The 14,232-nt window shown below is 65.1% G+C and carries 5 protein-coding genes; 2 read left to right on the top strand and 3 right to left on the bottom strand.

Going from position 1 to position 14,232, the window contains the following annotated elements; translation table 11 throughout:
• Window positions 1-23: 23 nt before the first annotated feature.
• Window positions 24-10,544: an autotransporter-associated beta strand repeat-containing protein gene (locus ACKLNA_RS01020; RefSeq protein WP_408984583.1), complete on the bottom strand. Its 10,521-nt coding sequence runs from the start codon at window positions 10,542-10,544 to the stop codon at window positions 24-26.
• 452 nt (window positions 10,545-10,996) lie between these two features.
• On the opposite strand from ACKLNA_RS01020, the gene ACKLNA_RS01015 reads away from it, so the two are divergent.
• Complete coding sequence (locus ACKLNA_RS01015) at window positions 10,997-11,956, top strand: nucleoside-specific channel-forming protein Tsx (protein ID WP_408984582.1); 960 nt, start codon at window positions 10,997-10,999, stop codon at window positions 11,954-11,956.
• A 14-nt stretch (window positions 11,957-11,970) separates the two neighbouring features.
• The gene (locus tag ACKLNA_RS01010; protein WP_408984581.1) at window positions 11,971-12,993 is read left to right on the top strand and encodes a purine-nucleoside phosphorylase; all 1,023 of its coding nucleotides are present in this window, start codon (window positions 11,971-11,973) and stop codon (window positions 12,991-12,993) included.
• 19 nt (window positions 12,994-13,012) lie between these two features.
• On the opposite strand, the gene ACKLNA_RS01005 is transcribed toward ACKLNA_RS01010, so the two are convergent.
• Together ACKLNA_RS01005 and ACKLNA_RS01000 are read right to left on the bottom strand one after the other, a co-directional pair.
• Window positions 13,013-13,969 carry a zinc-binding alcohol dehydrogenase family protein gene (locus tag ACKLNA_RS01005; RefSeq protein ID WP_408984580.1) on the bottom strand — a complete coding sequence of 319 codons (957 nt, stop codon included), beginning with the start codon at window positions 13,967-13,969 and terminating at the stop codon, window positions 13,013-13,015.
• A gap of 30 nt (window positions 13,970-13,999) precedes the next feature.
• Window positions 14,000-14,173, bottom strand: a complete 174-nt coding sequence (locus ACKLNA_RS01000) for a DUF1427 family protein (protein WP_085712525.1) — start codon at window positions 14,171-14,173, stop codon at window positions 14,000-14,002.
• Window positions 14,174-14,232 lie beyond the last annotated feature (59 nt).

Here is a 14,232-nt window from a genome sequence, read left to right as displayed (position 1 = left end):
CGGTCAAAGTGCTTCGACCACGATCAGAAGCTTTGGCTGAAGCTGATGGTCATTGCGCTGTCGTTGTTGTCGCTGGACACCTGGCCCGAATAGCCGATGCCGAGCTTGCCGGTCGGGCTGATCTGGAAGTCCACGCCGGCTTCAAGCAGTGCGCTGTCCTTGGCGATCGGCACACCCTGGGTGCTGAACGACGCGCCGCCGTCGATGAAGGTCAGGTCGGCATCCGGCTTGGTGTCGCCGTAGGCATGCCGCCAGCCGATGGCTGCACGCGGGGTCAGTTGACTGCCGTTGGCCAGGGTCACCAGCTTGCCGATGCGCACACCGAGGGTCGAGTAGGTGATGTCCTGATCGGCATCGCCTTTCAGGCGCCCCACCCCGCCTTTTTCCTTGGCGGTGTCGCTGTCGTAGTTGACGTAGGCCAGGCCGGCGAACGGTTCGATGGCTACACCTGCCGCATTGATGGCGTAACCCACTTCACCGAACACCTGGGCACTGCGGGCATCGTAGTCGGCCTTCAGACGGTCGTTGTAGGCGCCGACGCTGACGTCGCGTTTGGTCTCGATGCTGTGCCAGCTGTAAGCCGCGCCGAGGCGCACGGCCAGGGCATCGAACTGCGAACTCAGGTACGCCGCCAGGTGGTAGCTGTCGACCTTGGCATCGGAGTTGCGGTCGTGGGCGTTGAGGTTGCCACGGGTGTAGCCCGCTGCCATACCGGCGCGCCATTGATCGTCGAGTTGCTTGTCGGTGCCGAGCATGAAACCGCCGAGGCTGCGATCGACTTTCGCCGTGTTGCTGTCGCCGCCCATGTCGCCCCAGGCGCCGATGGCACGGGCCCAGCCGACCATTTCACCGTGGCAACCGTTGCTGCTCAGCTGGGTGTCGCTCGGGGCCAGTGTGCGGCGTGGATCATCCGACGCGCTGCAAGTCGGTTGACGCATCCGGTCGTTGACCGCTTCACGCACGAAACGTGAATCCTCGAGGACCGCGCTCGCGGTGCTGGCATGGATTTCCCCCGACAGACTGTCGAAGGCGTGACGCGCACCGGCCACGCTGAGGTTGACGATTTCGTTCTGCAGCGCAGCGCCTGCCGGACCGTTGCGCATCAACGCCGAGGCGGTGTTGCGCTGGTTGCGGGTGGCGGCAACGTCGGCGAACGAATTGCCGTTGCGGCTGACCACCAGGTTCACCGCGTCAGGGCTGTACACCAGCGCCGTATCGAGGAACGCGTATTGCGGCAGATCGGCGGCGCTGAACGTACCATTCACGCCACCGCCGGCGGTGATCAGCGAGTACACGGTGTTGCCGGTGAACGGCGCCAGGCTGTTCACTTGCAGGCCACCGCCCAGGGTTGCCGTGCCGCCGACGGCCAGAGGCGTTGCGGTTGGCGAGCTGACCGTCAGGGCCAGAACACCGTCGGCAGCGTTGGTCAGGTTGCCCGCCACGCTCAGGGTGCCGTCGCCGCCACCGGAGGCCACCACACCGTGGTTGACCACCGAACCGACGCTGCCGTTACCGCTCAGACCCGCGCCGTTGGCCACCGTAACCTGGCCGCCCAGGGAAGCCCGAGCCGCACGGCTGCCGACTTGCAGCACGCCCTGATCGACCGACACGGTGCCGCTGAACGGCTGGTCACCGGTCAACAACAAGGTTCCGGCACCGCGTTTGGCCATCGCACCGACACCGCTGAGACGACCGTTGAACTGGCCATTGGCGTTCTGCTGGAACACCAGCGAAGCGTTGTCGATGATGTTGCCTTGCAGGCTGCTGGTGTTACCGATCAGCGTACCGCCGCTGACGGTGGTGCCACCGCTGTAAGTGTTGGCGCCGGTCAGGATCAGCGTGCCGGAGTCCAGTTTCTCGATCCCGCCCGTGCCCACCAGCGGCACATCGATTTGCGTGGTGGCGCCGGCATTGACGCGAATGGGCGCCGGAGTGCCGCCAGGCCCGTTGACCGGGGTCAGCGTGTCACCGGCATCCGGCACCAGGCTGTAGCCGTTGACGAGGAATTGCAGCCCGGTGAAGTTCTGATTGCCCTGCACGGTGACCGTACCGCCCTGCCCGCCGAACACCGCGAACTGGCCGTTGGAGCCCAGCGCCTGAGTGCCGGTCGGGTCGGTCCAGTTGGTGCCTGGGCCCCACACACCGCTGCCGCCACCGATACTGCCGTCCGGATTGGTTTTGCCACCGTTCCAGAACTGCACCTCGCCCGGCGTGTTCTGTACCAGCAGGTTGACCTGATTGGCCAGCGCGGTTTGCAGGGTCAGATTGGCCGCCGAAACCGGCAGGCTGCCGTAGACCAGACCGTTGTTGGTCAGCGTGCCGCCGTAACTGAAGAGTTGATACACACCGGTGCCGAAGCCGCCGGCGTTGGTGATGTTCAGCGTACCGTCGAGGGTCAGGTTGCCGGCAACGTTGACCACGGTCGTGGAGCTGGCGGCCGAGCCGAGGGTGAAGTCCAGATTGGTCCCCGAAGACAGCGCCAGCGAACCGACCGACAACGCGGTCGAATGCCCGCCACCCAGCAGGGTCGCACCGTTGGCCAGTTGCACGGCCCCACCGAACTGGCCGCCACCCCCGATCTTCGCGCCGCTGGCGACATTGACGTTGGCACTGTTGAGCACGCCATTGACGTTCAGCGTACCGGCCTGCACCGAAGTGTTGCCGGTGAAGGTGTTGTTGCCGGTCAGCAGCAAGGCGCCGGTGCCGGTTTTGTTCAGGGTGCCGGCACCGGTCAGATTGCCGGTGTAGCTGCCGTCACTGTTCTGCTCAAAGGTCAGCGTCGCGTTGTTGACGATGGCGCCGTGCAGGCTGCTGGTGTCGCCACGGGTGCTGCCGCCGTTCAGCGTGGTGCCGCCGCTGTAGGTGTTGGCGCCGCTGAGCAGCAGGTCGCCATTGCCGTTTTTCACCAGGCTGCCGCTGCCGGTGATCGCACCGATCAGCGTGGTGTTCTGGTTGCCGGCCAGGGTCAGTTGCGCGCCCAGGTTGATGGCGTTGGCCAGTTGCAGCGCCGAGGTGCTGTCGAGAGTGCCGTTACCCGACACACTCAGTGCACCGCTGCTGATAGCGCTGTTGTTGCCCAGAACCAGCGTACCGCCGGCGAGCTGGGTACCGCCGCTGTAGGTGTTGCTGCCGTTGAGGGTCAGGCTCGATGGGCCGGTCTTGATCAGACTGCCGCTGCCGCTGACCACACCGCCGAGGGTCAAGGCGTTGGAACCGGCGACGGTGAGTCCGCCGTTGAGCACCACCGCGTTGGCCAGGCTGACCGCCGTATTGCTGTCCAGCGCCGTGCCGTTGGCGGCGGTCAACACGCCAGTGCCAAGGGCCGCATTGTTGCCGACCACAATCTTGCCGCCGTTGAGCGCGGTGCCGCCGGTGTAACCGTTGGCGGCGTTGAGCACCAGGGTGCCGGTGTCATATTTGCCCAGCGTGCCGGCGCCGTTGAGCGCAACGCCCACGGTGGCGGTGACGTTCGGATCGACCCGCACGGTGGCATTGCCCAGCGAACCGTTGACCAGATTCAGCGAACCCGCCGTACCGTTCTGCAGGCTATAGCCGTCGGTGACGAACTGCATGCCGGTGATGGTTTGCGCGCCGTTGACGGTCACGGTGCCTGCCGCGCCCTGGAACACCGCGAAGCTGTTGGTCCAGGCCTGATTGGTGGTGCCGTTCACATCGGTCCAGTTGGTGGTGCCGCTGCCCCAGGTGCCGCTGCCGCCATCCACCGAACCGTTGGCGACGAGCTGGTTGCCGTCCCAGAACTGCACGGTGACGCCCGGTGCGGTGACCAGCAGGTTGATCTGGTTGGCCAGCGCGGTTTGCAGGGTCAGATCGCCCGGGGTGACGCTGCCCGGCACAGTGCCGATCAGCATGCCGTTGTCGGTGAGGCCGCCGGTGTAGTTGATCAGTCGATACACGCCGCTGCCGAAACCGCCGATGTCGCTGACGTTGAGAGTGCCGTCGAGGGTCAGGTTGCCACCGACGTTGACCAGCGCGTTGCCGCCACCGGACACCGGCGCGCCGAGGCCGACGTCGAAGTTGGAGTTGGCGTTGAACACCAGCGAGTTGACCGACAGGGTGCTGCCGGTGGCGCCGGCCAGATGACCACCGTCCGCCACGGTCACCGCCCCGCCGAGCGAGCCGCCGCCGGTCAGGGTGCCGCCGCTGTTGACCAGTACGTTGGCGCTGTCCAGCGAACCGCTGACGTTCAAGGTGCCGGCGTTGACCGTGGTGTTGCCGGTCAGGCTGTTGAGGCCGGTCAGGGTCAGCGTACCGGTGCCGAGTTTGCTCAGTTCGCCGGTGCCGGTGAGTACGCCGTCGAAAATACTGCTGGCGTTGTTGCCGCCGATGCTCAGGGTGTTGCCGCCGCCGATCAGCGCTGTACCGCTACCGGTCAGGCTGGCGAGGCTGCCGGAACCGCCGAGGTTGAGGGTCGCCGCAGCGCCGAGATTGACTCCGGCATTGCTGCCCAGTGCCGAGTTGCCCAGGGTGGTCAGGCTCCCGGACTGCACGTCGAAGGTGCCGCTGAAGGTGTTGTTGCCGGTCAGCGTCAGGTCGGCCAGACCGTTCTTGGTCAGGGTGCCCGCGCCGGCGATCACGCCACCGAGGGTCAGGTTGTTGTTGCCCGCCACGCTGAGGTTGGCATTGACGTTGAGGTTGTTGGCCAGCACCAGCGGCGCCGTGGTGTCGAGGGTCGATGCGCCCGCCACGGTCACCGCGCCGGAGCCCAGGCCCGCCGACGTGCCGAGGGTCACGGTGCCGGCGTTCAGCGTAGTGCCGCCGCTGTAGGTGTTGATGCCGTTGAGAGTCAGGTTGGAGGCGCCGTTCTTGATCAGGCCGCCGGTGCCGCTGACCACGCCGCTGAGGGCCACGTCGCTGTTGCCGGTGTTGGTCAGGTTGGCGTTGAGCACCACGTTGTTGCCCAGCGACACCGAGGTGTTGCTGTCCAGCGCCGAGGCACCGGCCACGGTCAGGTTGCCCAGACCGAGGGCGCCGTTGCTGCCGGCGGTCAGGCTGCCGGCATTGAGGGTGATGCCTCCGAGGAAGTTGTTGGCCCCGCTCAGGATCAGGTTGGCCGCGCCGTTCTTGGTCAGGCTGCCGGCGCCGTTGATGGCACCGCTGAGGGTCAGATCGTTGCTGCCGACGATAGCGAGGTTACCCGCCAGGTTGATCGCGTTGGCCGCGCTGAAGGCGCCGCTGGCATCCAGGGTGGTGCCGTTGGCCGCGTTCAGGGTGGCCGAGCCCAGCGCGCTGTTCGACGCCAGAATCAGACCACCCGCGTTCAGTGCCACCGGCCCGAGGAAGGCGTTGTTGCCACCGAGGGTCAGGCTGGCCGAACCGTTCTTGATCAAACCGCCGGTACCGGAAATGACACCGTTGAGGGTCAGCGCATTGCTGCCGAGCACGGTGAGGTTACCGTTCAACGTGGTCGCGTTGGCCAGGGTCACGGCGGTGTTGCTGTCGAGTTGCGTGCCGGCATTGGCGATCAGCGCGCCAGTGCCCAGTGCAGTGTTGCTGCCGACGACCAGGGTGCCGCCGTCCAGTTGCGTGCCGCCGGTGTAGCTGTTGGCGCCGTTGAGCACCAGGGTGCCGGCGTCGAGTTTGTTGAGGATGCCGCTACCATTGATGTTCACACCGACCGTGGCAGTCACGCCCGGATCGACCCGCATCGCCGTGGTGCCACCGCTGCCGTTGACGGCGGTCAGCAGACCCGACGTACCGTTGACCACGTTGTAGCCATTGGTGAGGAATTGCATTCCGGTGAACAGTTGCGTGCCGTTGACCGACACCGTGCCGGCCGTGCCCTGGAACACCGCGAAGTCGCCGGCCCAGGTCTGGTTCAGCGTGCCGTTGGAATTGGTCCAGTTGGTGCCGCCGGCATCCCAGGTGCCAGTGCCGCCATCCACCGTGCCGTTCGGGATTGTCTGGCTGCCGTCCCAGAAACGCAGGTTGGTGTTCGGCGCCGACACCACCAGGTTGACCTGGTTACCGAGGGTCTGCACGAGGATGTCGCCGAGGCCGTAACCCACCGGCACGCCGGCCACGGTCAGGCCGTTGTCGGTCAGTGCACCGATGTAGTTGAACAGGCGATAGACACCGACACCGAAGCCGCCGGCATCGGTGACGTTCAGATTACCGTCGAGGGTCAGGTTGCCGCCGATGTTCATCAGCGAGCTGGTCGATGGTGTGGCGAGGCTCGCGTCGACATTACTGTTGGCCGTAAGGATCAGCGACGAGGTCGACAAGGTATTGCCCGAGGACAACGCCAGATGACCGCCGCTGTTGACGGTGATGACGCCAAGCGCCGAACCGGTCCCCGTGAGGGTCGCACCGTTGTTGACGTTGAGCTGGGTGCTGGCCAGCGAACCTGTGAGGTTCAGCGTACCGCCGTTGACGTTGGTGTTGCCGGTGATGCCGCTGCTGCCGGTGAGGTTCAGCGTCCCGGTACCGACTTTGGTCAGGGTACCGCTGCCACCAAGGTCGCCGTCGAAGGTGCTGGTGTTGTTCACACCGCCCACGGTCAGGGTGTTGCCGCCGGCGACCTGCACGCTGCCGCTGCCGCTCAGCCCGTTGAGGCTGGCGCTGCTGTTGAGGTAGAGATTGGCACCGGCGCTGATGTTGGCGCCGGAGGTGTTGCCCAGCGCCCCGCTGCTCACGGTGGTGACGCTGCCGGAGGCGATGTTCAGCGCACCGGTGAAGGTGTTGTTGCCGCTGAGCGTCAGGTCGCCGAAGCCGTCCTTGGTCAGACTGCCGGCGCCATCGATCACGCCGCTGAGGTTCAGGGTGTTGCTGCCAGCCAGAGTCAGGCCGGCGTTGAGGGTGATGTTGTTGCCGACGCTCATGCCGGTGCTGGTATCCAGCGTCGAAGCGCCACCGACGGTCAGGCCGCCACTGCCCAAGGCAGCGGCCGAGCCCAGTGTCAGCGTACCCGCGTTGAGCGTGCTGCCACCGCTGTAGGTGTTGGTACCGTTGACGGTCAGGTTGGCCGCGCCGTTCTTGATCAACTGGCCGGCGCCGCTGATCACGCCGCCGAGGGTCAGGTCCTGGGTGCCGCCGACGCTCAGTGCCGCATTGAGCACGACCGCGTTGGCCAGGCTGACCAGCGGCGAACTGCTGTCGAGCGTCGCTGCACCACCGACGGTCAAGGCACCAGTGCCGAGGGCCGAGCTGTTACCGACGGTCACCGTACCGGCGTTCAGCGTGGTGCCGCCGACGTAGGTGTTGGTGCCATTGAGGTTGAGATTGGCCGCGCCGTTTTTCACCAGGCTGCCGGCTCCGGCGACAGTGCCGGTGAGGGTCAGGTCTGCGCTGCCACCCACATTCATCGCACCGGCCAGGTTGACCTGGTTGCCCAGCGTGACGGCGGTGTTGGTGTCCAGCGTGGTGCCCGCCGCTGCGTTCAATGCGCCGCTGCCGATCGCGGTGTTGCTGCCGACAATCAGCTTGCCGACGTTGAGTGCGGTGTTGCCGAAATAGGTGTTGGCGCCGTTGAGAATCAGGTCGGCGGGGCCGCTTTTGGTCAGGCCGCCGACACCGGAGACCACACCCGCGAGGGTCAGCGCGTTGCTGCCGCCGATGGTCACGTTGCCGCCGAGGTTGACGTTGTTGGCCAGGCTGGTCGCGGTGCTGGCGTCCAGCGTGGTGTTGTTGCCGGCGTTGAGCACGCCGGTGCCGAGCGCGGTGTTGGAGCCGACGATCAGTGTCCCGGCGTTCAGCGACGTAGAACCGGTGTAGGTGTTGTTGCCGGTCAGGGTCAGGGTCGAGGAGCCGGTCTTGATCAGGTTACTGCCGCCGCTGATCACGCCGCCGAGGGTCAGCGGGTTGGCACCACCGGCGGTGAGGTTGGCGTTCAGCGCAATGGCGTTGTTCAGCGTCACGTTGGCGCTGCTGTTGAGCGTTGCGCCCGCCCCGCCCACGGTCAGCGTGCCGGTGCCGAGTGCCGCGCCGTTGCCGACGGTCAGGCTGCCGGCGTTGAGTGCGGTGCCACCGGTGAAGGTGTTGGCGCCGTTGAGGGTCAGGTTGGCGGTGCCGTTCTTGATCAACTGACTGGCGCCGCTGAGCACGCCGCCCAGAATCAGGCCGTTGCTGCCGCCGATGGACAGGTTGCCGTTGAGGGCGACGTTGTTGTTGAGGATGACCGAGGTGTTGCTGTCGAGTGTCGCAGCATTGGCGACGGTCAGGGCGCCGCTGCCCAGTGAGGCGGCGTTGCCGACGGTCAGGGTGCCGGCGTTCAGTGTGGTGCCGCCGCTGAAGGTGTTGGCGCCGTTGAGAATCAGGTTGGCCGCGCCGTTCTTGGTCAGCCCGCCGCTGCCGCTGACCACGCCGCCGAGGGTCAGGTTGGCGTTACCGGCAATGTTCAGATTGCCGCCGAGGGCGACCGCATTGCTTAGCGCCACGGTGGTGCTGGCGTCGAGGGTGGTGCCCGCCGCCGTGGTCAGCGCGCCGGTACCCAGCGCGGTGTTGGAGCCGACGATCAGCGTCCCGTTATTCAGCGCCGTACCGCCGGAGAAGGTGTTGTTGCCGCTGAGGGTCAGGTTCGCGGTGCCGCCCTTGATCAGATTGCCAGCACCGCTGATGACGCCGCTCAGGCCAAGCGCCTGAGTGCCGCCGATGGTCAGCCCGCCCGCCAGCGCCACAGCGTTGGCCAGCGTCACCGCCGTGGTCGCATCCAGCGTGGTGCCGGCCGCTGCGTTCAATGCGCCGGTGCCGAGGGCGGTGTTGCTGCCGACGAACAAGGTGCCGCCGTTGAGTGCGGTGGTGCCGCTGTTGGTGTTGTTGCCGGTCAGGGTCAGGCTGGCGCTGCCGCTCTTGGTGATCGCGCCGGTGCCGGAGACGATGCCGGCCAGGGTCAGGGCGTTGCTGCCGAGCACGTTCAACGCACCGGTGATGCCGACGTTGTTGGCCAGCGTCACGTTGCCGGTGCTGTCGAGGCTGGTGCCGTTGCTGGTGTTGAGGACCCCGGTGCCCAGAGCGTTGTTGTTGCCCACGCGCAGGGTGCCGGCGCTGAGGCTGGTGATCCCGGTGTAGGTGTTGATGCCGTTGAGGGTCAGGCTGCCGCTGCCGGTCTTGGTCAGGTTGGCGGCGCCGCTGATCACCCCACCCAGGGTCAGCGCACCGGTGCCAGTCGCGGTCAGGGTGCTGTTGAGCGTGATCGCGTTGGCCAGCGAAATCGGCGCCGTCGCCGAGATGCTCGAAGAGCCGCCGACGGTGATGCCGCCGGTGCTGAACGCCTGGTTGTTGCCCACCAGCACCACACCGCCGTTGAGCACGGTGTTGCCGGTGTAAGTGTTGATGCCGTTGAGGTTGAGCTGACCGCTGCCGATCTTGGTCAGGCCGCCGGAGCCGGAAATCACACCGTTCAGGGTCGTGCCGTTGATGCCCTGCTGGGTCAGGCCGCCCGCACCGAGGTTGATCTGGTTGGCCAGCGTCAAACCGGCGTTGCTGGCCTGAAGGATGCCGCCGTTGGACGTCAGCACTCCGCTGCCGAACGCGCCGTTGTCGTTGAACTGTGCGACACCGCCATTGAGGGTGGTCGCACCGCTGACCAACGGGCCCTGCAAGGTCCAGGTGCCGCTGTTGAGGGTCAGGTTGTTGAAGTTGACATAGACCGCGCTGGACGCCGTGCCGGTCCCGGTGGTGCCGCCGCCGAGGCCGATCGGGTTTTGCAGGATCAGTGTGTTGGTACCGGCTGCGCCGCCGTCAATCTTGCCGGTCGGGGCGAAGGTCAGGTTGACGCCGATCAGGCCACCAAGGCCCACGGAGACTTGCACGCCGTCACCGACGTTAACGCTGGAACCGGTGATCGCGTAGAAGGTGTTGGTGCTGCCCGCCCCCATCGACAAACCGCCGGTGATGTTACCGGCGTTGGTGAAGGTGTTGCCCGCCACTGACGTTTCGAACGCCATCCGGCCGTTGATCGTGCCGCTGGCGCTGTTGGTCATGTTGACCTGCGAACCGCCATACACCCCGACCACCGGGGTATCGGCCAGGGTGATCCCGCCGACCGACAGCCCGGTCGAGGTAATTGTGCCGTCGTTGGTGATGGTCGTCGTGCCCGACACCGAGTTGTTCACGGCAATCCCCAGACCGTCGATGCTGGTCAGGTTGAGGCCGAGCAACATGCCGGTGCCGCGAATGATCCCGGTGGTGTTGTTGGCGATGCTCACCGTGCTGGTCGCGCCGGTGCCGATGAACGCACCGCCACTGAGGATCGAAACCAGCCCGAGCAACGCCGGGTCAAGGGTGCCGGAGTTGTTCAGGTTGATGTTGGCCCCGGTCAGGTTGATCACCTTGCCGCCCAGCGTCGCGTTCATCTGCGCGCCGTTGGTGACGTTGACCGTCACGCCGCTGCTGGCGCTGCTGTAGTCATTGAGAAACAGCGGCAGAGTCGGAACACCCGAACAGGTGATCGTGGAGCCCGCGGCCGAGCAGGTGGCGAACGCCTGCTCGCTGACCCCGCCGAACAGAAGTCCGGCGACGCTCAGGTGCACTGCAAGGGAAAGTGGGGAAAAGCGCGAAACGAGGGCGACACCAAACCTTGCTTCCACGGGCTACTCCTTGTCGTGGCCAATTTCTTCCTTGAGCGCGTGTAAAGCGGTGCTTATTCCACACGCGAATCAAGACTGCGACGGTCATCACAAAACCGTTGATTGGTGACAAAGCTAGTAGACGCCCTGACATGGGGCACGGATTAAATAGTGTTAATACTTTAATACTAGCCCCATCCAGGACAGGGGCTGGCCAGCCCGCAACACGCGTCCTGGTGCGTCTTGCAGTCCCGGACGGGAGGCTGCCCGCCGACGATGGAGATGCGCGCGAACCCGCTGTCTTGGCTGATTCACCGCCATTGAAGACAGGCCTGTCTTTACGCCTTTTGTTAAACACCCGAAGAAGTGGTACGGCTTGTGCAAACGTTTGCGAATCGTCAATCTCGACGTTTTCGTCACAAAACCATACCGCCCCGCAAAACCCGGGCCTCGCCCCGCAAAAAGGACTTTGAATGCACGCTGCATCCTTTCTTCGCGCGCCGTTTGCGCGCACCTTTGCTGTTTCTTTGCTACTGACCGGCGTTACCGGAGTTCTCAGCCACACTGCGCTGGCGCAACCTGCATTGCCCGAAGAATCCGCCCAGGGCGAAGCCCTCAGCCCCGAAGCCAGCCCGCCGAAAAAAGGCGCGTACCTGTCGGACTGGTACAACCAGGACCTGATGCTGATCGGCAGCAAGGACATCAGCTTCGGACCGCAACCGGCCGACGATATCTACCTGGAATACGAATACTTCGGGCGCAAGGGCCCGTTCGAGCTGTATGGCTACATCGACATTCCGAAGATCTTCAACATCGGCAACAGCCATGACAAAGGCGTGTGGGATCACGGCTCGCCGGTGTTCATGGAGCACGAACCGCGCATCTCCATCGACTACCTCGCCGGCCGCAGCCTGGCCATCGGGCCGTTCAAGGAATGGTACGTGGCGTTCGACTGGATTTACGACCACGGCAGCCGCAAGGAAAACCGCGCCAACACGCTGTACAGCGGTCTGGGTACCGACATCGACACCCACTCGCGGGTCAACCTGTCGGCCAACCTGTACGGGCGCTACCAGTGGGAAAACTACGGCGCCAGCAATGAATATTCGTGGGACGGCTACCGTGCGCAACTCAAGTACATCGTGCCGATCGACAAATTCAGCAACGGTGCCTCGCTGACCTACATTGGTTTCACCAACTTCGATTTCGGCTCGGACCTGCACAAGGACAACCCCGCGCGCACCGCCAATGCCACGGTGGCGACCAACGTCTTGCTGTACTCGTTCACCCACCTGCGTTTCACCCTGGTCGGCCGTTACTTCCACAACGGCGGCAACTGGGAAGACGGCAGCGAGCTGAACTTCGGCGACGGCAACTTCCGCGCACGCTCCAACGGCTGGGGCTACTACGCCGGCATCGGTTATCAGTTCTGAATCCAGGAGCCATCATGAAAGCAATGACGCGTGTATCACTGGCCGCTGCGGCCCTGCTCTCCTCCACCGCCTGGGCGGCCGAGGCACCGATTCAACCGAAAGTGGTGCTGATCACCATGTTCGCCCCGGAGGCGCAAAACTGGATCGAGCGCCTCGAACTCAAACAGGAAATCCGCGTGCCGGGCCTGTCGGCCGAGTACCCGACCATCCGCTGCAACACGCAGCAGGTGTGCCTGTTGACCACCGGCATGGGCCAGACCAATGCCGCCGCTTCGACCCTGGCACTGGCGCTGTCACCGAAATTCGACCTGCGCAAAAGCTACCTCCTGATCGCCGGGATTGCCGGCATCAGCCCGAAACACGGGACCATCGGCACCGCTGCCTGGGCGCATTATCTGGTGGAGTTCGGCACCCAGTGGGAACTGGATTCACGCGATGCGCCGTCGAGCTGGCCAACCGGTTACCTCGGCATCAACACCAAAGGCCCGAACGAAAAACCGCCGCTGGACTACAAGACCGAGGTCTTCGAACTCAACCCGAAACTGCAGGCCAAGGCCTTCGCCCTGAGCCACAAGGTCGAACTGAGCGAGAGCAAGGAATCGGCCGCGTGGCGCCAGAAATACCCGGCAGCACCGGCCAATCAGCCGCCGGTGGTCACCCGCTGCGACACGCTGGCGGGCAACACCTGGTTCTCCGGCACGCGCCTGAGCGAACGCGCCGAAGTCTGGACCAAATTGCTGACCGACAACAAGGGTGAATACTGCACCACCCAACAGGAAGACAACTCCACCTACGAGGCGTTGTTGCGCGCCAGCCGCGAGGGCCTGGTGGACGTGCAGCGCCTGGCCGTGGTGCGCGCCGGCTCCGACTTCGACCGCCCGGCGCCGGGCGGCAGCGAAGTGGACAACCTGCTCAAGTACGCCGATCAGGGCGGATTTGTGCCGGCCCTGGAAAACCTCTACCGCACCGGTAATCCGCTGGTGCAGGACATCCTGAAGCACTGGTCGGCGTGGGAGCACGGCGTGCCGGACGCATAAGCATCAAGGCATCAAGGCATCAAGGCATCAGGATGACCTTGTCGCCGCTGCCCTGATTGACATCGGCATAGCGCGCCAGCCCGTCGGCCAACGGTGCTTCGACCAGTCCTTGCGGCAGTGGCAGCAGGTCCTCGTCGAAGAACCGGCCGAACTGCTCGAGCATCGCCGCACAGGCTTCAACGCCGTACAGCAACGAGTTGATGCCAACCACGGAGCCACCCTTGCGATACAGGGCCAGCGCCGGCAGTTGCACATGGCCGTCCACCGGCGCAGCGATGATCGCAATGCGTCCGAACGGTGCCAGCGCCGGCACCGAGGCAGGCAACCAGAACCCGGTGGTGTCGAAGATCACGTCGGCGCCGCCGCGGTATACCGCGTTGACCTGAGCGCCGAGTTCTTCAGGCTTGTCCAGCTGGATCGTCTGATAGCCCTGCGCCTGCAAATCCTTGACCTGCTCCGGCCGCCGCGCCGCCGCCAGCAACTGCGCGCCGCGCACCTTGGCCAGCGCCAAGGCTGCCGTCGCCACCGCCCCGCCACCGATCACCAGCAACCGGGTTTCGGCACTCACCAGACTGCGCTCCAGCGCATCCCACGCCGTGGTGTAAGGCACGCCGAGGCTCGCGGCCTGGGTGAAACTCAAGTGCGAAGGTTTGTGCGCCACGCCATTGGCCGGCAGTTTGACGAACTGCGCATGGGAGCCATCGGCGAAAAAGCCCAGCTCGCGCCCGGTGCCCCAGACTTCCTGACCGATCAACGCCTGCGGCCCTTCAACCACCACCCCGGCAAAGTCCCGACCGGGAATACGCGGCAACGTGGTGTACGGGAATCGCCCGAGCACGTTCTTCACGTCACTGGGATTGAGGCCCGCAGCCTTGATCTGCACCAGCACCTCGTCGGCCCCCGGCACCGGCGTCGGCACCTCGACGAAGCGCAGGGAAGACAGGTCGCCGGTTTTATCGAATTGCAGTGCTTTCATGAGTTCATCCACCGAATGAAAAAAGGAAATTCAGGACAACCAGCCGCTGACCAGTTGCCGGCCCAGCGGCCACAACTGCTCGCCTGCCAGCATGCCCAACAGGCCGACCAGCGCGATGGCCGGTGGTGCCGGGGAACGGAAATCCAGCGCGCCATACAACAGGCCGACACCCAGACCGATGCCCAGGGAAATCAGGTAGTTCATGGGATCACTCCGCCACACAAAGGGAATGGGCAAAGTCTAGGGAAGGCTGTGCGAAAGCA

The sequence above is a fragment of the Pseudomonas sp. UV AK001 genome, assembly GCF_046097675.1.
Lineage (GTDB): Bacteria > Pseudomonadota > Gammaproteobacteria > Pseudomonadales > Pseudomonadaceae > Aquipseudomonas > Aquipseudomonas kribbensis.
This window is presented reverse-complemented; position numbering and strand designations above follow the sequence as displayed.